The sequence below is a fragment of the Streptomyces shenzhenensis genome, assembly GCF_003688995.1.
GTDB lineage: Bacteria > Actinomycetota > Actinomycetes > Streptomycetales > Streptomycetaceae > Streptomyces > Streptomyces shenzhenensis_A.
Genome location: NZ_PENI01000025.1, coordinates 130,690 through 151,740 on the forward strand (window position 1 = coordinate 130,690; position 21,051 = coordinate 151,740).

Here is a 21,051-nt window from a genome sequence, read left to right on the forward strand (position 1 = left end):
GGGCGGTTCAGCCCTTGACGCCGGTGAAGCCGAGCCCGGCGACGAGGTACTTCTGGCAGACGACGAAGACCAGGACGGGCGGTGCGACGGCCAGCACCATGGCGGCGATGAGCTGGTCCTGGGGCGCCTGGGTGGCGAGTTGGGCCAGGGCCACGCTGATCGGCTGCTTCTCCGGGTCCGTCAGGGCGACCAGGGGCCAGATGAAGTCCTTCCAGCTGTGCATGATCGCCAGAAGGCTGATCACGGCGAGCACCGGACGGCTCATCGGCAGCACGATCCTCGTCAGCAGCTGGCGGGTGCTCGCTCCGTCGACGCGTGCCGCGTCGAACAGCTCCCTGGGGAGCGCGTCGAAGAACTGCTTGGCGAGCAGTACGGTGAAGGCGTTGGTGCCGGCCGGCAACCAGATCGCCCAGTAGGTGTCGCCCAGGTTGAGATGCAGGAACGGCAGATCGGTGACGGTGACGAACAGGCTGACCATGTTCACCGTGTACGGCACGAACATGGTGGCGAGGACGGCCCCGTAGACGACCCTGCCGAACCGCGGCCGGAGCACGGAGAGCGCGAAGCCCGCCGTCGCCGAGACGAAGAGCTGCACGAACCACGAACCGCCCACGATCAGACAGGTGTTGAGCAGATAGCGGCCCACCCCGAGGTCGTGGTAGGCCGTCGCGAAGTTGCCGGTCAGCGGGCGGTCGGGCCACAGGGCCAGCGGGTGTGTGGTCAGCTCGGAGGGCGGGGTCACGGCGCCCTTGACCATCCAGTACAGCGGTCCGACGCCGATCAGCAGCAGGACCAGCAGGGTGAGGACGTGCACCGAGCGGACCGCCGCGCGGACGCCCGGCCGCCGGCGGTCATGGGCGGAGACGAAGGTGGTCAGCGCGGTCATGACGAACTCCAGGTGCGGGTGACCCGCAGATAGACCGCGGAGAGCAGGGCCAGGACGATCACCATCAGGCAGGACAGCGCGGCGGCCTGCCCGTAGGCGCCGTCCTGGAAGGCATAACGGAAGATCAGCAACAGCACGGTCAGGGTGGCGCTCTCCGGGCCGCCGCCGGTGAACACATACGGCTCGGTGAACACCTGCACGGTGTTGAGCAGTTGGACGAGCAGCAACAGTCCGATCACGGACCGCAGTTGCGGCAGCAGCACATGCCAGACGCGGCGCCGGACGCCCGCTCCGTCCACCTCGGCGGCCTCGTACAGCTCGCCGGGGATGCCGACCATCGCCGCCAGATAGATGAGCACGGCACCGCCCATGCCGGCCCAGGTCGCCTCCAGCACCAGGGAGAGCATGGCGCTGCCCGAGGACTCCAGCCAGGAGTACGGGCCGAGTCCGACCAGGCCGAGGGCGCTGTTGAACAGGCCGCTGCCCGGGTCGTAGAACCATTTCCACAGCAGGATGGCCACCACGGGCGGGATCACCACCGGCAGATAGACCAGGAAGCGGTACACGCCCGCGCCGCGCCGCACCGTGGAGATGACCGCGGCCAGCAGCAGCGGCGCGGGAAAGCCGATCAGCACGGCCAGGGCGACGAACAGCAGCGTGTTGCCGACGGCGGTGGTGAGCAGCGGATCGGCGAACAGGGAACGGAAGTTGTCGAGCCCGACCCAGGTGGGCGGGTCGGTCAGGTTGGTCCGCTGGAAACTGATCAGCAGACCGCGCAGGATCGGCCACCAGGCGAAGAACCCGAAGACGAGCAGCGCCGGGACGAGGAAGGCCCACGCCGTGAGCTGGCCGCGGACGGCCCTGCCGCGCCGGCGCCGGGCGGGCCCGGCGGGGGACTCCTTCGAGACGGCCGCCGCACGCGTCGGCTCCGTGGCGAGCAGGCTCATGGCGTACCTACTTCTGGTCCGCTGCGAGCTTGGCGTTGACGTCCTTCTCGGCGGCGGCCAGCAGGGCGTCGATCTTCGCGTCGCGCTTGGTCAGCACGGCCTGGACGACCGAGTCGAGGGCGGTGTAGAGCCGCTGCGCCTGGTAGGGCGGTTCCGCCTTGAGGTCGAGGCCGGCGAGTCCCTCGGTGTACGGCTCGAAGTGCTCCGTCCTGACGTTCGCATAGGGCTTGATCGCGGCGTCGATGCGGGCCTGCCGCGCGGCGTCGAACACCGGGAGGGTCGGCACGCCGACGGCGGACTTGGGGTCCTCGGCCAGCGACTTGGCCTGCTGCGCGGCGGCCGTCGTGCTGTACTGCGGCTGCGCGTAGGCGAAGGTCAGCCACTTCACGGCGGCCGCGGCGTGCCGTGCGTCGGCCGACTTGGGGACCAGGTAGACATCGCCGCCGGTCAGGGTGGCGTTGCCGCCCGACTGGGGCATCGCGGCGACGCCGAACGCGTCCGTGTCCGCCATGCCGAACTGCATCTTGGCGAGCCGGTAGGTGCCCGGGCTGCCCATGAACATGCCCACCTGGCCCGCCGCGAACTGCTTGATGACGTCGTTCTGGTTGTTGAGCTGGCTGCGCCCCATGGAGTCGTCCTTCCAGCGCATGTCCTTGAGCAGCCGCAGCGCCTTCTTGGTCGGCTCGCCCGTGAAGGTGGCGGCATATGTGCCGTTCTCCAGCTTCTCCAGGTCGCCGCCGAAGGCGTAGGTCAGCATGGTCAGTTGCCAGCCGCCCTGGTTGTCCTTGGACTCGTGGACAAAGCCGGCCCTGCCGGTCCGCTCGCTGATCCGCTTGGCCGCGGCACGGACCTCGTCCCAGGTCGTCGGCGGGCTGTCGGGGTCGAGACCGGCCTTCTCGAACAGCTCACGGTTGTAGACGAGGCCCTGGGCGTACGGGTACTGAGGTACGCCGTACACCTCTCCGTCGCCGCTGCTGAGCTGCTTGATGACCTGGGGGTTGAACTCCTTGAAGTGGTCCCACTTCTGGAGCTGACCGGTGATGGGCTGCACCTGGCCCTGCTGGATCAGCCGCTGCGGCTCGGTCAGCGGGACCTTGATGACGTCCTCCACGTTGCCGCCCGAGAGCTTGGCGGAGAACGTTAGCGGATCGAAGACCGTGGTCGAACCCTTCACCATGATACCGGGGTTCGCCTTCTCGAACTCGGCGACCTGCTTCTTGAACAGCGCGAGGGCCGGCTTCTCCGTGGCCGGCGGCATGCCCTGCACCCGGAGCACCAGGTCCCCGTCCGATGACGCCTTGCTCGGAGTGAGGGCGGAACAGCCGGTGAGGGGCAGGGCCACGGCCGCGGCCAGAGAGCCTGTGAGGGCGACACGGCGGGGTATTCGGGGCATAGCGACTCCAGAGAGGGCGGGGTGGACTCGTGGGGGTGCCTTGGGGGGTGTGGTGGGGCTTTGAAGGAGGGGTCTTGAGGGCGGGGCTTGAGGGCGGACCTTGAGGCGGGGGCTTTCTGACAGGGCTGGCGCGGTCAGTGTGTGGGGGCGGGGCCGGTGGAGGCCCGGGGAATCAGCCGCGAGCCGATCTCGACGAATCCGGTGCCCCCGCCGGCGCCGCTCGTGCGGCCGGAGCTGCCCGCGCCGCCGGCCCGGGCGCCGATCGTCTCGATGAGCAGATCACCGGCCCGGACGGCGATCTCCTCCGGGTCGATCCGGATCGTGGTGAGCCCGGGCGTGGAGACCGAGGCGAGGAGCGTGTCGTCGATCCCGATCACGCTGACGTCCTGCGGAACCCGGATGCCCAGCTTGGCCATCTGGTGCAGCACACCCAGCGCGACCAGGTCGTTGTGGGCGATCACCGCGGTGGCCCCGTGCGCGGCGACCAGCGTGGCGGCGTGCACGCCGGTCTCGAACCGGGGCTCGTACGGGCCGAGTTCGGCGAGCGAGAGGTCCAGCGCCTCGAACGACTCATGGACCGACTTGCCGCGGCGCAACTCCTCGCGTGAGGCGTTGACGAACACACAGCGGCGGTGGCCGTAGGCACGCAGATGCTCGGCCGCCTGCGCGATGCCGGCGGACAGCGAGATCCGCACTTCGGGGATGCCCGGCACATGCCGGTTGACCAGCACCACGGGAAGCTGCTCGGCGATCCCGCGCAGCCGGTCCTCGCTGAGCGTGGACGCCCACAGCACCAGGCCGTCGACCCGCCTGGACACGGCGGCGATCGTCTCCAGTTCGTCCGCCTCGCGCTCGTCGCTGTCGGCGACGAGCACCGTGTGGCCCAGGCGCCGGGCGCGCGCCTGCATCGCCTTGACGATCGGCGGGAAGAACGGGTTGGCGATGTCCGGGACGATCAGCCCCAGGGTGCCGGTACCGCCGCCGCGCAGACTGCGGGCCGCCGGATTGGGCGAGTAGCCCAGCTTGGCGGCGGCGTCGAGGATGCGCTGCCGGGTCCTGGCCTGCACCTGGTCGGGCGCGGTGAACGCGCGGGACACCGTCGACACGGAGACCCCCGCGGCGCTCGCCACATCCCGGATCGTCACTGCCACGGAGGGCCTCCTTGCCTCAATTCCGTCGAGTGCGGTGGATACTTGCGAACGTTCCCGGCGGTGTCAAGAGTGTTGCGGCAAGGAAAACCCTCTGGCCGTAAGGGTCTTGCGATGACGACGTGGGCAAGCCGATGATGCCGTCTCAGCGACTGTCATGAGATTGCGGGAACGTTTTCATCGAGGGAGTGGCATGAAGATCACCGGCCTGGAAGTGCTGACTCTGCCCGACCACGGCGACAGCATGATGCTCGTCGTGATCGACACGGACGAAGGCATCCACGGCATCGGCGAGGTCGGCATCAGGTCCCGGCAGAAGGCGGTCGCCGGCGCGCTCGAGCACCTCACCGAGCTGCTCGTCGGTGAGGATCCCCGGCGCACCGAGCATCTGTGGCAGGTGATGTTCCGGCGTGGCTTCTTCCCCGGGGACCGGATACTCGGAGCTGCCATCGCCGCCGTCGACGTCGCCCTGTGGGACATCCGCGGCAAGGCGCTCGGCGTACCGGTGCACGAACTGCTCGGCGGCCGGGTGCGCGACCAGGTGGCGGCGTACGTCCATGTCGGCGACGGATACCACGACCGTACGGCGTTCCTGGACCGCTGCCGCGCCCTGGTCGCCGACGGCTGGCGCCATCTGCGCTTCGCCGCTCCGCATGACGCGAACGACGTGCTGGACGCCCGCCGCTGCCTGCGCGACTCCGTCACGCTCTTCCATCAAGTGCGCGAGACCGTGGGCGAAGAGGTGGAACTCATCCTCGACGTGCACACCCGCCTCGACCCGCCCGAGGCGCTGACCCTGTGCCGCGAGATCGAGGCGGCCCGACCGTACTTCGTCGAGGACCCGCTGCGCTGCGAGAACCCGGACAGCTACCGGATGCTCCGGGCGCGCACCGGAGTTCCGCTGGCCGCGGGCGAACAGTACGGATCCAAATGGGAGTTCAGGACCCTCATCGAGGCGGATCTGATCGACTACGCGCGCGTCGACGTGGGTGTCGCCGCCGGGCTCACCGAAGCGGTGAAGATCGCCGCGATGGCGGAGACGCATCACATCAAGCTCGCCACCCACAACCCCCTGGGCCCGGTGACCGCGGCCTCCTCGCTGCAGCTCAATCTGTCCCGCCCCAATGTGGCCGTGCAGGAACACCAGACGGAGCCCGAGCCCGCCATCGCGGCACTGTTCACGACGCGGCCCCGGGTGGTTCCCGGACGGGTGGAAGCCGCCGACGTCCCGGGCATCGGCGTGGACATCGACCGGGTGGCGGCCCGGACGTACCAGGCAACGGCGGCCGAACGACCTCATCTGCGGTCGGACGACGGCGCGTTCACCAACTGGTGACCGCGCCGCCGGGCCCCACGGCCTGGGGCATGGCCGAGCCGCACGGGAGCTCCCGGGGTGATTCCCCGGCGCCTGCACCCGCAGAGGGGTCCTGCGCTGACACGCTGCTGGGGACGGCGGCGCACGGCTCGCGGTGCGGGGCGGCGTGAGCTCTTCGACCACCTGTCGGCGCCGCACGTGCTGCACGGCCTGCCCACGCTGTGGGCGGCCGGCCGGACCGTCGCGGGACCTGTCGTCGGCGCGTTCACCGTGGCCTCCCTCCCGGAACCCTTCCGCCGGCGGCCGGACTGCCCGAGCTGCCCGGTGCCCAGCCCCTGATGCAGAGCGCCTGTCTGGAGCCGACGGCGACGGGCAGGCCCCGGGCGAGTGGAGAAACCAAGGGGCGCGGGGAACTGCGCGATCAACCACGACGCACCGGCACCAGACAGACAACCCCGCGGTGACGGACGGTAGCGACGGAACGTACGGCCGGGCGGTGTTCGTGGAGGACTTCCTGTCGTTCATGTCGGGCCGCCGCCGCTCGACGCCGTACGACCGTTGCTCGCCGACGCGTCATCCGCTCCTCGGGGCGTACGTCCGATGGAATAGCCGCGCCGATTCAGGCGCTCCCTTTGTAGCGAAATATCCCAGATGTAATGAACTTGATTTCGGCAAGGAAGTGGACATCATGGGACAGCTCGAAGGCAAAGTGGCCCTGGTGACGGGCGGAACGACCGGCATCGGACTGGCCGTGGCCAGCAGATTCGCCACCGAGGGCGCCACCGTCTACCTCACCGGCCGGCGCAAGACGGCACTGGACGCGGCCGTGGAAGCCGTCGGCGCGGGCACCGTCGGCGTCCAGAGCGATGTGTCGAATCTCGATGATCTCGACCATCTCTTCGCGACGATCAAGGAGCGCAGCGGGCGGCTGGACGTGGTCGTGGCCAACGCCGGCATCGCCGATCTGGCCCGGCTGGGCGAGATCACCGAGGAGCACTACGACAGGACTTTCGACATCAATGTCAAGGGAACCGTGTTCACCGTGCAGAAGGCGCTGCCGCTGCTGCCCGACGGTGCCTCGGTGATCGTGCTCGCCTCCACCAACGCGTCCATGGGCATCGAGGGCATGAGCGTCTACAGCGCCACCAAGGCGGCGGACCGCAACCTCGCCCGCACCTGGGCCGCCGAGCTTGCGGGCCGCGGCATCCGGGTCAATGCCATCAGCCCCGGCCCGATCGAGACTCCCGGCATCCGCGGCCTGGGGGCCTCGGCGCAGGGCGAACCGCAGCTGGCGGACTCCCTCGCGGCGGTGATCCCGCTCGGCCGGCTCGGCCACGCCGACGAAGTCGCCGCCGCGGCGGTCTTCCTCGCCTCGGAGGAGAGTTCGTTCACCACCGGGGCCGAACTGTTCGTGGACGGCGGGCTGGTCCAGGTCTGAACCCCGGCCGGCGGCCACCGTGGCGCCCGAGCCGGCCCGGTGGAGCCTCTGAGACTCCTCAAGTCGCTTGGCAGGCACGGAACACGGCGGCCACCATGATCCCTATGACGGGATTCGCCGGACTGGCCAAGAAGAACAACTTCGTACTGCTCATCCGGGATTCGGACGTGGTCGCGGCGGCACTGCGTGACGCGCTGGCCGACGCCACGCCCGAGGAACGCCCGGGCCTTGAGCGCGCCGCCGCACTTGTCGAGTCCACCGCGGCCCTCGGCGAGGCCGGACTGCGGGCCCACTGGGTGCGCTCCCGGCTGGCCGCCGTCGGCTTCACCGGGGACCTGGCCTCGGTCGCCGCGGTGAAGGCCCTGCGCCAGGCAGAGCCCCAGCTGAGCCTGACCGCGGCGGTCCAGCTGCAGAGGGAGGCCACGGCCCACCCGGAGTGACCCGGACGCCGGCCGAGCACCTCCGGCCAGGTCAGGGCGAAATCGGTGCCGGGGCGTGCTCCACAGCGGGTGCTCCGGGCGCTCGCGGGAAGCCGCCCGGCACGGTCATGCGGTGGGCTCGAGCGCGGCGGCCAGGGTGAGCAGGTCGAGGTCGGAGCCCGGCGCGCCGACCAGGCACAGCCCGACCGGCAGGCCGTCGGCGGACCGCAGCAGGGGCAGGGACACCGCGGGCGCCCCGGCAAGCCCGGCGAGGCAGGTCATCCGGAAGGTCGCCGCCCGCACGGCCTCGATCTGCTGTGCGGGCGCGGTCCGCGACGGCGCAGGGCCGGGGGCGGTGGGGATGGCCAGGACCGCGCCGGACAGCCACTCGGTGAGCCGCCCGGCCGCCTCGGCCGCCACGGCCAGGGCCTGCGCCGCCTCGTCCTCGGTCACCCGGGACGCCTGGGCGAACCGGTCGGCCACCTCCGGTCCCAGCGCATCCGGGTGGGTGCTCAGCCAGGAGCCGTGGGCCTGCCACGCCTCCCACCCCTGCACCGTGCGGAACGCCGTGGACCAGCGTTCGAGCTGCTCGTGCGGCAGGTCGACGATGTGCACCGGCGGGAGCAGGCCCGCGGCGGCGGCCCGCCCGACGGTGGCGGAGAACGCCTCCACCACCTCAGGTGCCGCCATGGCCTCCACGGTCGGCAGTCGCAGAGTGCGGTCGGCCGGCGCACCGGCACCGTCGGGGGCGCCGAGCAGCACGCGGGCGATCGCGAGGGACGTGGCCACGTCCCGGGTCACCCAGCCGACGGCGTCGAAGGACCGGGCGAGCGGCAGCACACCCTCCCTGTCGATCATGCCGTGCGTGCTGCGCAACCCCACAAGTCCCTGGTAGGAGGCGGGGATCCGAATCGACCCGGCGGTGTCGGTGCCGAGCCCGACGGCGGCCTGGGCCAGTGCCACCGCGCTGGCGGGTCCGCTGGTCGAGCCGCCGCTGACGCGGTCGGGCGCGGCCGGGTTCGGGGGCGTCCCGTAGTGCGTGTTGGCCCCCGTCATGCTGTAGGCGAACTCGTCCGTCCGGGCGATGCCGACGACGTGCGCGCCCGCCTGCAGCAGTTCCGCCAGCGCGGGTGCCGTCTCGGTCTGCGGCCGCTGCTCGGCGAGCCAGGCCGCGACCCCGGCCCCGATCGGCTGGCCGGCGACCGCGAACATGTCCTTGACCGCTATGCCGAGGCCGTGCAGCGGGCCCGAGGACCGGGCGGCCACCAGCGGATCGCCGACGGCCCGCCAGACCGTCCGGTCGAAGGGAACGGTGGTGGCGGGGGCCACGGTGGGGGAGGGCGACGTGGGCACGGTGACATGTGCGGCGGCGATCAGCCAGCGGCCCGCCGCGCCGCGCTGCCACACCTGCGTCCGCAGCCCGTGCGTGTCCCCGTCGCGGGTGTGCGCCATCAGCAGGGCGGTGTCCGCACCGAGCGGTCGTATGTGCAGCTCGACGACCCTGCGCACCCGGTCTCGGGCGGCGCCGGCTCCGGCTGTCGCCTCGTGTCCGGCGAGCAGTCCGCGGCCGTCTTCGTGCGGGGTGTGCGGACCGGGCGGGAACAGCTCGTCGAGTGTGGCCCGGTCGTCGGCCAGCAGCGCCCGGTCGTAGCGCCAGAACTCCTCCAACAGGCCGGGCGGCGCGCCCGTCGGAGCGATCACCGCGCAGTCCTGGTGGTCCGTGGTCACCATGGTCGTCCTTCCGCGAGGCCGAAATCGGACGGTCTGATCCGAGCGTGCACGCCCTTCACCGCGTAGACGACTCGAGAGACGGCGAGATCGGTCGTGGCGCATGGTGGGCCGGCGGCCGGACCGTTCGGTTCGCCACGCTCGTTCTCCGGTGTCCATGCCCGGATCGGGTGGCGTCGCACCGCCGAACGGCCGCCCTCGCGGGCCGCGCGCATGCCCCGCGCCACCGCCCGCGCCGAATGCCAAGAGGCCCGGCGCCCGTACGGCGGCTTCCCGTTCGACGTCCGCGCACCGGTCAGCCGCGCGCGGATGCGTTCGCAAACAGTCACGGAGCGCGCTGTTGTCAGCCCACGGCCGCCCACGCCGCTCGACCACGTGGACATCGGTCGGCTGCCCCGACCGCCGGCGCAGATACTCCGTCCCGACACACCGGCCTGTCCCGGATGTCCGAACCCCAGCGCCTCGATACGGGAAGACGGCGAGTCGGGTTTCGCCGTCAGGGCAGCCGACCTGGACATCGATGATCGGCCCGGCCCCGAGGCCCGAAACGGCCGTGGAACCGATATGGGCCACATCCACCGGAAGCCCGCGCAGCGCCGCCGTGATGTCCCGGACGAGATCCCGGCCCCGTGCCGCCCAGGCCGGATCGTGAGCCACCACATGAACCTGCTCGTCGATGTCGGCCACATCACACCACCGCGAACCAGGAGGGACGGGGCCGTTCAGCCCAGGAGGTTGCCGAGGCGTTTTGCGGCCTCGACCACCGTGCCGCCCAGGGCGTCGAGGCCGGCCGGTTCGAAGACCGAGACGCCGATGCTGGTCGTGGCCTCGCCCCGGTGGCTGGGTACGGCGGCGGACACCCCGATCACGGCCGGAATGACCTCCCCCATGGTGACCGCGTATCCCTTCGCCCGTGCCTCGGTGACCTCGGGGCGTTCGCCGCTCCTGGGCGGGCCGCCGGCCAGGAGGGCGAGGCCGCCCGAGCCCTGCTGGATCGAGTGCGTCTGCCCGGGGCGGAACGACACATGCACCAGGGCGCCGCGCGGTTCGACCACCATCAGCGCCCGCATGTCCTGTGTGCCTTCGCGAACCAGCAGGTGGGCGGTGGCGCGGGTGGCCTCGGCGAGTTCGTCGAGCACGGGGCGCGCGAGGGCTCTGAGATCCTGTTCGACGGGCTCCGCGAGGGTGACCAGGCCGGTCCCGAGCACGATCCGGCGCTGCTGGTCCCTGCGGCACAGCTGGTGCGCCTCCAGGGTCCGCACCAGCCGGTGGGCGACGGTGCGGTGCACCCCGATCCGCTCGGCGACGTCCGTGACGGTCAGGCCCTGGGGATGCTCCGACAGCACTCGGAGGATCAACAGGCCGTGATGCAGGGTCTTCGACATGCCCGAGTCGACGACGATCTCGGGCAGCGCCCTGCTCTGCGCTGTGGGGTTCACGAATCCGTCCCTTGACGAGTTTCAGCCAGCTGCCTACGCTCACATTAATCGCACTGCTCGTGCGATTATCGCACAGAGGTCAGTGGTCAGACAACTTCCCCGCCCGTCCGCCAGGGACAGCCGACCGGCGCGGGGAGGCCGAGCCGAAGGGACGCCGTATGACCCCGCGCGCACCCGCCGAACCCGACAGCGCCGTGCTCGCCGGGATCCATCAGCTGTACAACCGCCAGAGCCACCTCATCGACGGCGGCCGGGCCGCGGCCTGGGCCGCGACCTTCACCGCCGACGCCACCTTCGACTCACCCAGCTACCCCGCGCCCGTCACCGGCACCGCCGCGCTGACCGCGTTCGCCGAGGAGTTCGCCGCCACCGCGGCGGCAGCGGGCGTGGTACGGCGGCACGTCGTCACCAACCTCGTGGCGGAACCCGACGGAGCGGACACACTGCGGGTTCTCGCCTATCTGCAGATCGTCGCGACACCCCGCGGCGGCACGCCCCGCACCGAACGCCTGACCACCCTCACCGACCGGGTGGTCCGGGACGGCGACGCCTGGCGCGTCGCGGCCCGCCGGGTACGCCGCGACGACGCCCCCGACCCTGGCGGAAACCGCTGACCCGCTGACCCACGGCCCGCGTCCCTCGGGAACGGCCGACCCGCCCCCCGCGCCCACCCGGCGCCCGTCGCGCACACCCCGGCCGACCACGCCACACGCGCCCCTCGCACCCCACCCCACACCGGCCGCCCGGCAGCCGCACCCGCGAGCCACATCCCTTGCCGCGGTCCGACACACGACAGGCGAGCCATCGGGGCCCCCACCCGCCCCGCACTTCAACGACGAAGGAACCTTCTTCATGAGCACCAGCGACACCCCGGCCACCGCCTCCGACGCCGCCGAGGACACGGCCCACCGCTCCGGCCCCGGCCGGGTCGACCAGCGGCGGCCCACCGCGTACTACCCCGAACTCGCGGGCACGGCCGCCGTCGTGACCGGTGCCGCGCGCGGCATGGGTGCCGTCTTCAGCGAGGGGCTGGCCCTGCGCGGGGTCGACGTGATCGCCGCGGACATCGACCTCGACACGATGAAGCGCACCGCCGAGGAGATCAACGCACAGACCGAGGCCCTGCCTGAGGGCGGCAGACGCGGCCGGGTCGTGCCCGCCGCCGTCGATGTCACCGACCCGGCCGGCCACGAGGAACTGGCCGCGCTCGCCACGGCCGAGTTCGGCCGCCTCGACCACTGGGTGAACAACGCGGGCATCTTCCCGCACGCCTTCGCGCAGGACATTCCGCCGGAGCAGATCGACGCCGTGCTGCGCGTCAACGTCCAGGGTGTGCTGTTCGGTTCGCAGAGCGCGGCCCGTCACCTGCGGCCGGGCGGTGCCATCGTCAACATGTCCTCCGTGTCCGCGGTCCGCGTACGCAAGGGCCGCGCCGCGTACTGCGCGTCCAAGGCGTCGGTCGCCCACCTCACCGAGTCCCTGGCCGTCGAGTTCGGCGACCTCGGGCTGCGCGTCAACTCCATCGCCCCGGGCTACATCGACACGGAGATGACCCGCTGGGTGCAGGAGGACCCCGCCGCCCTCAAGCACGCCCTGGACTCCGTCCCCCTGCACCGCCTCGGATCCCCGCAGGAAGTCCTCGGCGTCCTGCTGTTCCTGCTCTCCGACAGCGCCCGTTACGTCACCGGGCACAGCGTGGCGGTGGACGGCGGTTCCCGCCATGTCTGAGGCTGTGTGTCCCGCGTCTCCCGCGTACGACGAGCCGGTGCGCTACCCGTCGGTGGTCCTCGTCACCGGGGCCGCCGCGGGCATGGGCGCCGAGCACGCCCGTGCGCTGGCCCGCCGCGGCAGCCATGTGCACCTCGCCGACGTGGCCGACTGCGGCCCCGTCGCCCGGGAGATCACCGCGGCCGGCGGGCGGGCCACCGCACACCATCTCGACGTCACCGACTCCGCCGGCTGGCGGGCCGTGGTCGATGCCGTCCGTGCCACGGACGGCCGGCTGGACGGCCTGGTGAACAACGCCGGCATCTCGCGCCGGCTGCGCTTCATGGACACCACCGAGGAGGTGTGGGAGCGCGTCCTGCGGGTGAACCTCTTCGGCGCGTTCCACGGCATGCAGGCGGTGGCCCCGCTGATGCGGGACGGCGGAGGCGGCGCGATCGTCAACATCTCCTCGATCTCCGGCCAGATCGGCTACTTCTCGCCCTCGTACTCCGCGAGCAAGTGGGGGCTGACCGGTCTGTCGAAGTCGGCCGCAGGCGAGCTGGCCGCCTGGCACATCCGGGTGAACTCCCTCCATCCGGGCCTGGTGTCCACCGGGCTGCTGGCCGGCTCGGACGCCTTCGTGGCCTCGGCGCAGCGCAGCATCCCGGCCGGCCGGTCGGCCGAGCCCGCCGAGATCACCGACGCCGTCCTCTTCCTGCTGTCCGACCGCAGCGCGTACATGACCGGCAGCGAGGTCACTCTCGACGGCGGACTGGTGTCCAACGGGCTGTACCACCGCATCCTCGCCGATGCAGAAGGAGCCCTGTGATGACGGACCTCGACGACCTCGACGTCATCGTGGTGGGCGGCGGCGGCGCCGGCCTCGCCGCCGCGGTGAGCGCCGCCGAACAGGGCGCCGCGGTCCTGCTGTTCGAGTCGGAGCGGGAACTGGGCGGCTCGACACAGCTGTCCGCCGGACTGATCACCGCCGCCGGCACCAGCGTGCAGCGCGCCCTGGGCATCGACGACAGCGCCGAGCGCCACTTCCAGCACTACATGGACCTCAACCAGTGGCAGCTCAAGCCCGGCCTGGTGCGTGCCTTCTGCGCGGCGGCCGGCCCGACACTGGAGTGGATGATCGGCCTGGGGCTCGACGTCCCCGCCGTCCTCTCCTCCGACGCCCACACACCGGGACTCTCCCGCGCGGGCGTGGAGGACGTATGGCGCGGCCATGTGCCCCGCGACCAGGGCTACGGCCTGGTCCAGGTCCTCGACCGGGCGCGCAAGGCCCGCGGTGTCGAGGCCGTCCTCAACACCCGCGTCGCAGCGCTGCTGTTCGAGGACGGCCGGGTCGCCGGGGTCGTGGCCGACGGCATCGAGGTACGGGCCCGCTCCGTCGTCGTCGCCAGCGGCGGCTTCGCCCACAACCCCGACCTGCTGCGCCGGCACTACCCCGACGCACTCGACGCGGGCGACTCCCTGTTCGTGGTCGCCGCCCCCGGCAGCCGCGGCGACCACCTCGCCTTCGCCGAGCAGACGGGCGGCGCACTCGCCGGCGACGGCTGGGGGCTGATGCTGCCCACCGCCTACTTCCAGCGCTACCACCACTGGCAGGCCGGATTCCCGCCCGCGTCACGGGTGTACGTCAACTCCCACGGGCGGCGCTTCATGGACGAGGACGCGTCGTACGCCGTCTCCAGCGGCATCATCCAGGCCCAGGACGGCCCCGTGTGGGCGGTGTTCGACGAGAAGGCACGGCTCGGCCTGCCGACCGGCTACGCCGACTGGACCCCCGCGCGGGTCGCGGAGGAGGCGGCGGCCGGCCGGCTCGCCCAGGCCGCCACCCTCGACGCGCTCGCCGACCGTATCGGCGTCCCCGCCCACGCGCTCACCACCACCGTGACCCGGTGGAACGAGCAGCTGCCCGAAACCGGCACCGATGCCGACTTCCTGCGCGAGCAGTCCCTCGCGGCCAAGGGCGCCCCGGCCCGCCCCGACCCGATCGCAACGGCCCCGTACTACGCGGCCCGGGTGCTGCCCGCCGAACTCGTCTGCACGCACACCGGACTGGAGATCGACCATCGCGCCGCCGTACTGGACCGCGCCGGCACCCCGATCCCCGGACTGTTCGCGGCCGGCGAGGCCGGCGGCGGAGTGCTCGGCATGCGGTACGTCGGCGGCGGCAACGCCGTCGCCAACGCCCTCACCATGGGCCGCATCGCGGGCAGCAACGCCGCAGCGGCCGTGTGACCCGAACCCCCCTCAGTCGGATCATCCCCTTTCTCACCCCTCTCTCAGGAGCCGTCATGGGAACGAACCTCAACGTCGAGGGCAGTGACCCCGGCAGAAGAACGATCAGAAAGGTCACGCTCCGGATCTTCCCGATCGTGGGCCTGCTGTACGTGTTCAACTACATGGACAGGTCCAACATCAGCTATGCCGAACTCGGCATGCGCGACGACCTGGGCATCACCACGGCCACCTTCGGCGCGGTCGCCTCGATCTTCTTCCTCGCCTACGTCGCCCTCGAGATCCCCAGCAACATGATGCTGAAGAAGATCGGTGCCCGGCTCTGGCTGGCCCGCATCGCCATCAGCTGGGGCCTGGTCACCGTGGTCACGGGATTCGTCAACAGCGTCACCCACCTGTACGTCGCCCGGATCGCGCTCGGCATCGCCGAGGCCGGCCTCTTCCCCGGACTGCTGCTCTACCTGACGTACTGGTACCGGGGCAGGGAACGCGGCCGGGCCATCGCCATGCTCGCGCTCGCCCAGCCGATCGCCATGATCCTCGGCAGCATGACCGGCGGCTGGATCCTCGACCACGCCCACTGGCTGGACATCAGCAGCTGGCGCTGGGTGTTCATCCTGCAGGGCGCCCCCGCCGTCCTCATCGGCATCGTCACCCTCGTCTGGCTGCCCAACCGGCCGGCCGACGCCCGCTTCCTGAACCCCGACGAGCGGGCCTGGCTCCAGGCGGAGATCGACAAGGAGTACACGCAGGACGGTGCCGGCGGCGCGGCGCAGGAGACGGTGCGCGGCCAGCTCAGCACGCTGAAGAACCGCAAGGTCCTCTACCTGGCCGTCGCCAACTTCTTCGCCGCCTGCGGCCTGTACGGCTTCTCCTTCTTCCTCCCGAAGATCGTCCAGCAGCTCGACCCGTCGTACTCGGCCACCAACATCGGTCTGCTCGGCGCCATCCCCTTCCTGGTGGGCGCGGTCGGCATGCTGCTGATCGCCCGCAACTCCGACCGCACCGGCGAGCGCCGCTTCCATGTGATCGGCCTGATGCTGCTGGGCGCCGTGGGCCTGGGCGGCACCATCGCCTTCCGGCACAGCCCCACCCCGGCCCTGATCTGCCTCAGCCTGGTCGCCATCGGCGTCCTCGGCTACATGGCGCCCTACTGGGCGCTGGCCGCCCGGGTCCTGCCGCGCGAGCAGACCGCGGTCGGCCTGGCGGGCATCAACTCCATCGCGGCCCTCGGCGGCTTCGTCAGCCCGTACCTCATCGGCAAGAACGCCACCGCCGACGACGTCACCGTCGGCCTGTACTTCCCGATCGGGTGCCTCATCGTGTGCGCCGTGATGCTCGCCTTCCTCAAGGTGCCCAGGGACCGGCGCGACAGCGGGGAACGAGCACGCCCGGCCGCCGGCGTCACCGCCTGACCGCCACCCCGCCCCACCCCAACTGATCAGGCCGGGCCGCCGCACGCGGCCCGGCCACGCACCGACCCGAGGAACCCACCGCCATGCCCCACTACCGCAGCGTCGGCGACGTACCGCCCAAACGCCACACCCAGCACCGCGACCCGGACGGCCGTCTGCGGTTCGAGGAACTGATGGGGGAGGAGGGGTTCTCCTCGGACTCCTCCCTCCTCTACCACCGCGAGATCCCCTCGGCGATCACCGACTCCCGCCCCTGGGACCTGACCGGCCAGGACACCATCGCCAACCACCCGCTCAAGCCCCGGCACCTCAGGCTGCACACCCTCTTCGGCGGCGGCGGCGACGGCCGGCCCGGCACGGACGCGGTCACCGGCCGCCGCCTCCTGCTCGGCAACGGCGATGTGCGGATCTCCTACGTGGTGGCCGAAGCCGACTCCCCGTACTACCGCAACGGACTCGGCGACGAGTGCGTGTACGTGGAGAGCGGCGCCGCCCGCGTGGAGACCGTGTTCGGCACCCTCACCGTACGCGCGGGCGACTACGTCGTACTGCCGCGCGCCACCACCCACCGCTGGCTGCCCGAACCGGACCGGCCGCTGCGGCTGTTCTGCATCGAGGCCAACTCCCACATCGCCCCGGCCCGCCGCTATCTCTCCCGCTACGGCCAGCTCCTCGAACACGCCCCGTTCTGCGAGCGCGATCTGCACGGCCCCACCGAACCGCTGCTGGCCGTCGGCGAGGACGTCGACGTGCACGTCAAGCACCGCGGCCCCCGCGGCGAAGTGCTGGGCACCGTGTTCACCCAGGCCACACACCCCTTCGACGTGGTCGGCTGGGACGGCTGCCTGTACCCGTACACCTTCAGCATCCACGACTTCGAGCCGCTGACCGGGCGCATCCACCAGCCGCCGCCCGCCCACCAGGTCTTCGAGGGCGACCAGTTCGTCGTGTGCAACTTCGTGCCCCGCAAGGTCGACTACCATCCGCTCGCCATCCCGGTGCCGTACTACCACTCCAACGTCGACAGCGACGAGGTGATGTTCTACTGCGGCGGCGACTACGCGGCCCGCAAGGGCTCCGGCATCGGCCAGGGGTCGGTCTCGCTGCACCCCGGCGGCCATGCCCACGGCCCGCAGCCCGGCGCCTACGAGCGCAGCATCGGCGCCGAGTTCTTCGACGAACTCGCCGTGATGGTCGACACCTTCCGGCCGCTCGAACTCGGCGAGGGTGCCCTCGCCGCGGACGACCCCGGCTACGCCTGGACCTGGGCCGGACGGGGGCCGGCCGCGTGAGCGTGCTCCTGGAGCGGCTCGTCGACGACGCGGGACTGTTCCCGCCCACGGCGCTCGCACCCCCCGACGCCGTACGCCGGCACCGCGACGACCTGGCGGCCGGCCACCCCATGCACACCCACCGGCTGCTCGTCGCCGCGGGCCGGCTGGCGCAGGTGCGCGCCGAACTCCGCCCCGACGACCGCTTCCGGATCGGCCTGATCGCCGACGGCACGGCGTCGGACGACCCCGGCGCCCGGCTGACGGCGGCCCTCGCCACGATCGAGGCCGACCCCCGGCTCGAACTCGCCCTCGTCGAGGCGCCCGTGGCGGTGTTCGGCCCGAGCCCGGCCGCGGCCGTCCCCGTGCTCCTCGACGCCGTGCACGGGACCGGCGTACCCCTCTTCCTGGAACCGGCCGCACCGACCGGGATCGACGACCTGCTCGCCGCCCTGCCCCGCGCACCGGGCCGGGTGATCGGCGCGAAGCTGCGCTGCGGCGGCACCGGCGCCCACCTGTTCCCGGGCACCGACGACGTCGCCCGGTTCATCGCCGCCTGCGTCCTGGCCGGTGTCCCGTTCAAGGCCACGGCCGGACTGCACCACGCGGTGCGGCACCGGAACCCGGCCACCGGCTTCACCCACCACGGCTACCTCAATCTGCTGCTCGCCACCGCGACCGCCTGCGTGGAGCCCGCCGCGCCCCACCGCCCCGGCCAGGACGCCGTCCGCGCCGCCCTGGAGCTCACCGACACCGCGGAGCTCGCGGACCGCATCCGGGCCCTGCCCGCCACCACCGCCGCCCGAGCCCGCACCCTGCTGTTCTCCTACGGCTCCTGCTCCACCGGCACACCGGTGAACGAGGCCGCCGCCGTCCTCGGCCTCACCCGAAAGGACTTCACCCGATGACCCCCGACAGCTGGGTCCCCGTCCCCGACAACTCGCCCTTCACGCCGCACACCCTGCCCTACGGGGTCTTCGCGCCCGAAGACGGCCCCCGCAGGGTCGGCGTCGCCATCGGCGACCACGTGCTGGACCTGGCCCGCGCCCTCGGGGACGACACCTTCGCCCGCCCCACCCTCAACGCCTTCCTCGCCCAGGGCCGGACCCGCTGGCAGCAGGTGCGCGCCGACATCACGGCACTGCTCACGGACGCCGCGCGCCGCCCCGACACCGAACCGGCCCTGCACCGCGCCGCCGACGTACGCATGTACCTGCCGTTCGAGGCCGCGGACTACGTCGACTTCTACGCCTCCGAGCACCACGCCGCCAACATCGGCCGGATGCTCCGCCCGGGACAGGAACCGCTCACCCCGCAGTGGAAACACCTGCCGATCGGCTACCACGGCCGGGCCGGCACCCTCGTCGTCTCCGGCACCGAGATCAACCGCCCCTGGGGCCAGACCCGGCCGGCCGGAACGGAGACACCGTCCTTCGGGCCGAGCCGCAAGCTGGACATCGAGGCGGAGGTCGGCTTCGTCGTCGGCACCGGCACCGCGCTCGGCACATCGGTGGGCGTCGACGACTTCGCCGACCACGTCTTCGGCGTCTGCCTCGTCAACGACTGGAGCGCACGCGACCTCCAGGCGTGGGAGTACGTGCCCCTCGGCCCCTTCCTCGCCAAGTCCTTCGCCACCTCCGTCTCCCCGTGGATCGTCCCGCTCGACGCCCTCCGGCATGCCCGGACGGCACCGCCGGCCCGGACCGCGCCGCTCCAGGACTACCTGCGCGACGGCAAGGACTGGGGCCTCGACCTCAGCCTGGAAATCCGCCTCAACGGACACCTCGTCGCCCGGCCGCCCTTCACCTCCATGTACTGGACCCCGGCCCAGATGCTCGCCCACATGACCGTCAACGGGGCATCCCTGCGCACCGGCGACTTCTACGCCTCCGGCACCGTCAGCGGCCCCGGACCCGACCAGCGCGGCTCCCTGATGGAGCTGACCTGGAACGGCCAGGAGCCGCTCACCCTGCCGGACGGAACCACCCGCACCTTCCTGGAGGACGGCGACGAGGTCACCATCAGCGCCACCGCGCCCGGCCCGGACGGCACCCGGATCGGCTTCGGACAGGTCACCGGACGCATCACGGCCGGCCCGCGGACCGCCCCGGCCGACGCCACGGAGACACGATGAACAAGGTGACCGACGCGGACAGCGCCGTCGCGGACATCACCGACGGGTCCACCCTGGCCGTCGGCGGATTCGGCCTGTGCGGCATCCCGACCGTCCTGATCCGCGCACTGCACCGCGGGCGGGCGACGGACCTGCGGGTCGTCTCCAACAACTGCGGCACCGACGGCCACGGCCTCGGTGTGCTGCTCGCCGACCACAGGATCAGCCGGGTGACCGCCTCCTACGTGGGCGAGAACAAGGAGTTCGCCCGCCAGTACCTGTCCGGCGAACTGGAGGTCGAACTCATCCCCCAGGGCACCCTGGCCGAGCGGCTGCGCGCGGGCGGCTGCGGCATACCCGCCTTCTACACCCCGGCCGGTGTCGGCACCCAGATCGCCGACGGCGGACTGCCCTGGCGCTTCGCCCCCGACGGAAGCGTCGCCGTCGCCTCGCCGCCCAAGGAACGACGCGACTTCCGGGGCCGCGAACACATCCTGGAGACGGCCATCACCACCGACGTCGCACTGGTGCGGGCGGCCAGGGGAGACACCCACGGCAACCTCGTCTTCCACCGCTCCGCCCGCAACTTCAACCCGCTCGCCGCCATGGCCGCCACCGTGACCGTCGCCGAGGTGGAGGAACTCGTCGAGCCCGGCGCGCTCGACCCCGACGAGATCCACCTGCCCGGAATCTTCGTCCAGCGGATCGTGCCGCTCACCCCCGACCAGGCAGGCGACAAGACGATCGAGAAGGCGACGGTGCGCGACTGATGCCCTGGAACCGAGAAGCCATGGCCGCCAGGGCCGCGGCGGAACTGACCGACGGCTCCTACGTCAACCTCGGCATCGGCCTGCCGACCCTCGTCCCCAACCACCTCCCGCCCGGCGTCGACGTCGTCCTGCACTCGGAGAACGGCATCCTGGGCGTCGGGCCCTACCCGTACGACCATGAGGTCGACCCGGACCTGATCAACGCCGGCAAGGAAACCGTCACCGTCGCCCCCGGCGCCGCCTTCTTCGACTCCGCCCTCTCCTTCGGCATGATCCGCGGCGGTCATATCGACACCGCCGTGCTGGGCGGCCTCCAGGTCTCCGAACGCGGCGATCTGGCCAACTGGACCGTGCCCGGCAAGATGATCAAGGGGATGGGCGGCGCCATGGACCTCGTCCACGGCGCCCGGCGCGTCATCGTCCTGATGGAACACACAGCCAAGGACGGCAGCCCCAAGATCGTGCGCGAGTGCACCCTTCCCCTCACCGGGCGGGCCTGTGTGCACCGCATCATCACCGATCTGGGGGTCTTCGACGTCACCCCCGGCGGGATCGCCATGGTCGACCTCGCGCCCGACGTCGACATCGACCGGGTGCGGGCGGTCACCGGAGCCGAACTGATCACTGACGCCCCGTCAACGAACCAGCAGCGAACAGGAGTTGCCTCATGACCATGAGGATTGTCGTCACTGTGAAGTATGTGCCCGATGCCACGGGTGACCGGCACTTCGCCGATGACCTGACCGTCGACCGGGATGATGTGGACGGTCTGCTCTCCGAGTTGGACGAGTACGCGGTCGAGCAGGCGCTGC

The 21,051-nt window shown here is 71.7% G+C and carries 19 protein-coding genes and 3 pseudogenes; 15 read left to right on the forward strand and 7 right to left on the reverse strand.

Going from position 1 to position 21,051, the window contains the following annotated elements; all coding sequences use genetic code 11:
* Nucleotides 1–7 precede the first annotated feature (7 nt).
* The 4 genes from CTZ28_RS31750 to CTZ28_RS31765 form a co-directional block, all read right to left on the reverse strand.
* Nucleotides 8–886 carry a carbohydrate ABC transporter permease gene (locus tag CTZ28_RS31750; protein WP_121893165.1) on the reverse strand — a complete coding sequence of 293 codons (879 nt, stop codon included), beginning with the start codon at nt 884–886 and terminating at the stop codon, nt 8–10.
* Entirely contained in the window at nt 883–1,833 is a 951-nt protein-coding gene (locus CTZ28_RS31755) for a carbohydrate ABC transporter permease (RefSeq protein WP_121893166.1), read from the reverse strand. Before CTZ28_RS31755 ends, CTZ28_RS31750 begins: the two co-directional genes overlap by 4 nt.
* A 7-nt stretch (nt 1,834–1,840) precedes the next feature.
* Nucleotides 1,841–3,226, reverse strand: a complete 1,386-nt coding sequence (locus tag CTZ28_RS31760; protein ID WP_121893167.1) for an ABC transporter substrate-binding protein — start codon at nt 3,224–3,226, stop codon at nt 1,841–1,843.
* A gap of 134 nt (nt 3,227–3,360) precedes the next feature.
* On the reverse strand, nt 3,361–4,377 hold the full coding sequence (locus CTZ28_RS31765; RefSeq protein WP_121893168.1) for a LacI family DNA-binding transcriptional regulator: 1,017 nt from the start codon (nt 4,375–4,377) through the stop codon (nt 3,361–3,363).
* Between the two features lie 190 nt (nt 4,378–4,567).
* Between CTZ28_RS31765 and CTZ28_RS31770 the strand changes: the two genes are divergently transcribed.
* The 4 genes and pseudogenes from CTZ28_RS31770 to CTZ28_RS31785 all read left to right on the forward strand — a co-directional run bounded on the left by CTZ28_RS31770 (nt 4,568) and on the right by CTZ28_RS31785 (nt 7,567).
* Nucleotides 4,568–5,710, forward strand: a complete 1,143-nt coding sequence (locus tag CTZ28_RS31770; protein ID WP_183154686.1) for a mandelate racemase/muconate lactonizing enzyme family protein — start codon at nt 4,568–4,570, stop codon at nt 5,708–5,710.
* Nucleotides 5,711–5,860: 150 nt separating this feature from the next.
* Nucleotides 5,861–6,045 (forward strand): annotated as a pseudogene (locus tag CTZ28_RS48795) (calcium-binding protein); the annotation flags it as partial.
* A 332-nt stretch (nt 6,046–6,377) separates the two neighbouring features.
* Nucleotides 6,378–7,127 (forward strand): SDR family oxidoreductase, encoded by a 750-nt coding sequence (locus CTZ28_RS31780; RefSeq protein ID WP_121893189.1) that lies wholly within the window; start codon nt 6,378–6,380, stop codon nt 7,125–7,127.
* 104 nt (nt 7,128–7,231) lie between these two features.
* Nucleotides 7,232–7,567, forward strand: coding sequence for a hypothetical protein (locus CTZ28_RS31785; protein ID WP_121893170.1), 336 nt, complete (start codon nt 7,232–7,234; stop codon nt 7,565–7,567).
* 105 nt (nt 7,568–7,672) lie between these two features.
* Here CTZ28_RS31785 and CTZ28_RS31790 read toward each other — a convergent pair whose 3' ends face one another.
* The 3 genes and pseudogenes from CTZ28_RS31790 to CTZ28_RS31800 form a co-directional block, all read right to left on the reverse strand.
* Nucleotides 7,673–9,277: an amidase gene (locus CTZ28_RS31790; RefSeq protein ID WP_121893190.1), complete on the reverse strand. Its 1,605-nt coding sequence runs from the start codon at nt 9,275–9,277 to the stop codon at nt 7,673–7,675.
* A 267-nt stretch (nt 9,278–9,544) separates the two neighbouring features.
* Nucleotides 9,545–9,961, reverse strand: a pseudogene (locus tag CTZ28_RS49715) (GrpB family protein); the annotation flags it as partial.
* A gap of 35 nt (nt 9,962–9,996) precedes the next feature.
* Complete coding sequence (locus CTZ28_RS31800) at nt 9,997–10,659, reverse strand: IclR family transcriptional regulator (RefSeq protein WP_121893191.1); 663 nt, start codon at nt 10,657–10,659, stop codon at nt 9,997–9,999.
* Between the two features lie 212 nt (nt 10,660–10,871).
* On the opposite strand from CTZ28_RS31800, the gene CTZ28_RS31805 reads away from it, so the two are divergent.
* From CTZ28_RS31805 to CTZ28_RS31855, 11 genes and pseudogenes are all read left to right on the forward strand, one after another.
* Nucleotides 10,872–11,327 carry a nuclear transport factor 2 family protein gene (locus CTZ28_RS31805; protein ID WP_121893171.1) on the forward strand — a complete coding sequence of 152 codons (456 nt, stop codon included), beginning with the start codon at nt 10,872–10,874 and terminating at the stop codon, nt 11,325–11,327.
* Nucleotides 11,328–11,565: 238 nt separating this feature from the next.
* Nucleotides 11,566–12,441: an SDR family NAD(P)-dependent oxidoreductase gene (locus tag CTZ28_RS31810; protein ID WP_121893172.1), complete on the forward strand. Its 876-nt coding sequence runs from the start codon at nt 11,566–11,568 to the stop codon at nt 12,439–12,441.
* Nucleotides 12,434–13,249 (forward strand): SDR family NAD(P)-dependent oxidoreductase, encoded by an 816-nt coding sequence (locus CTZ28_RS31815; protein WP_121893173.1) that lies wholly within the window; start codon nt 12,434–12,436, stop codon nt 13,247–13,249. Before CTZ28_RS31810 ends, CTZ28_RS31815 begins: the two co-directional genes overlap by 8 nt.
* A complete protein-coding gene (locus tag CTZ28_RS31820) occupies nt 13,249–14,670 on the forward strand; it encodes an FAD-dependent oxidoreductase (protein WP_121893174.1) in 1,422 nt (473 codons plus the stop codon). Before CTZ28_RS31815 ends, CTZ28_RS31820 begins: the two co-directional genes overlap by 1 nt.
* 56 nt (nt 14,671–14,726) lie before the next feature.
* Nucleotides 14,727–16,085, forward strand: coding sequence for an MFS transporter (locus CTZ28_RS31825; RefSeq protein ID WP_121893175.1), 1,359 nt, complete (start codon nt 14,727–14,729; stop codon nt 16,083–16,085).
* An 83-nt stretch (nt 16,086–16,168) separates the two neighbouring features.
* Nucleotides 16,169–17,377 carry a homogentisate 1,2-dioxygenase gene (locus CTZ28_RS31830; RefSeq protein WP_121893176.1) on the forward strand — a complete coding sequence of 403 codons (1,209 nt, stop codon included), beginning with the start codon at nt 16,169–16,171 and terminating at the stop codon, nt 17,375–17,377.
* Entirely contained in the window at nt 17,374–18,264 is an 891-nt protein-coding gene (locus CTZ28_RS31835) for a hypothetical protein (protein WP_259471912.1), read from the forward strand. The genes CTZ28_RS31830 and CTZ28_RS31835 overlap by 4 nt, the downstream gene beginning before the upstream one ends.
* On the forward strand, nt 18,261–19,490 hold the full coding sequence (gene fahA, locus CTZ28_RS31840; protein ID WP_121893177.1) for a fumarylacetoacetase: 1,230 nt from the start codon (nt 18,261–18,263) through the stop codon (nt 19,488–19,490). The genes CTZ28_RS31835 and fahA overlap by 4 nt, the downstream gene beginning before the upstream one ends.
* Entirely contained in the window at nt 19,487–20,239 is a 753-nt protein-coding gene (locus CTZ28_RS31845; RefSeq protein WP_121893178.1) for a CoA transferase subunit A, read from the forward strand. The genes fahA and CTZ28_RS31845 overlap by 4 nt, the downstream gene beginning before the upstream one ends.
* On the forward strand, nt 20,239–20,910 hold the full coding sequence (locus CTZ28_RS31850; protein ID WP_121893179.1) for a 3-oxoacid CoA-transferase subunit B: 672 nt from the start codon (nt 20,239–20,241) through the stop codon (nt 20,908–20,910). Before CTZ28_RS31845 ends, CTZ28_RS31850 begins: the two co-directional genes overlap by 1 nt.
* Nucleotides 20,907–21,051, forward strand: a pseudogene (locus tag CTZ28_RS31855) (electron transfer flavoprotein subunit beta); the annotation flags it as partial. The gene CTZ28_RS31850 and the pseudogene CTZ28_RS31855, both read left to right, overlap by 4 nt.

Excerpts from the sequence above, each read along its gene's own strand:
- CTZ28_RS31750 (WP_121893165.1), bottom strand. The coding sequence starts at position 886 with ATGACCGCGCTGACCACCTTCGTCTCCGCCCATGACCGCCGGCGGCCG.
- CTZ28_RS31755 (WP_121893166.1), bottom strand. The coding sequence starts at position 1,833 with ATGAGCCTGCTCGCCACGGAGCCGACGCGTGCGGCGGCCGTCTCGAAG.
- CTZ28_RS31760 (WP_121893167.1), bottom strand. The coding sequence starts at position 3,226 with ATGCCCCGAATACCCCGCCGTGTCGCCCTCACAGGCTCTCTGGCCGCG.
- CTZ28_RS31770 (WP_183154686.1), top strand. The coding sequence starts at position 4,568 with ATGAAGATCACCGGCCTGGAAGTGCTGACTCTGCCCGACCACGGCGAC.
- CTZ28_RS31780 (WP_121893189.1), top strand. The coding sequence starts at position 6,378 with ATGGGACAGCTCGAAGGCAAAGTGGCCCTGGTGACGGGCGGAACGACC.
- CTZ28_RS31785 (WP_121893170.1), top strand. The coding sequence starts at position 7,232 with ATGACGGGATTCGCCGGACTGGCCAAGAAGAACAACTTCGTACTGCTC.
- CTZ28_RS31790 (WP_121893190.1), bottom strand. The coding sequence starts at position 9,277 with ATGGTGACCACGGACCACCAGGACTGCGCGGTGATCGCTCCGACGGGC.
- CTZ28_RS31800 (WP_121893191.1), bottom strand. The coding sequence starts at position 10,659 with ATGTCGAAGACCCTGCATCACGGCCTGTTGATCCTCCGAGTGCTGTCG.
- CTZ28_RS31805 (WP_121893171.1), top strand. The coding sequence starts at position 10,872 with ATGACCCCGCGCGCACCCGCCGAACCCGACAGCGCCGTGCTCGCCGGG.
- CTZ28_RS31810 (WP_121893172.1), top strand. The coding sequence starts at position 11,566 with ATGAGCACCAGCGACACCCCGGCCACCGCCTCCGACGCCGCCGAGGAC.
- CTZ28_RS31815 (WP_121893173.1), top strand. The coding sequence starts at position 12,434 with ATGTCTGAGGCTGTGTGTCCCGCGTCTCCCGCGTACGACGAGCCGGTG.
- CTZ28_RS31820 (WP_121893174.1), top strand. The coding sequence starts at position 13,249 with ATGACGGACCTCGACGACCTCGACGTCATCGTGGTGGGCGGCGGCGGC.
- CTZ28_RS31825 (WP_121893175.1), top strand. The coding sequence starts at position 14,727 with ATGGGAACGAACCTCAACGTCGAGGGCAGTGACCCCGGCAGAAGAACG.
- CTZ28_RS31830 (WP_121893176.1), top strand. The coding sequence starts at position 16,169 with ATGCCCCACTACCGCAGCGTCGGCGACGTACCGCCCAAACGCCACACC.
- fahA (WP_121893177.1), top strand. The coding sequence starts at position 18,261 with ATGACCCCCGACAGCTGGGTCCCCGTCCCCGACAACTCGCCCTTCACG.
- CTZ28_RS31845 (WP_121893178.1), top strand. The coding sequence starts at position 19,487 with ATGAACAAGGTGACCGACGCGGACAGCGCCGTCGCGGACATCACCGAC.
- CTZ28_RS31850 (WP_121893179.1), top strand. The coding sequence starts at position 20,239 with ATGCCCTGGAACCGAGAAGCCATGGCCGCCAGGGCCGCGGCGGAACTG.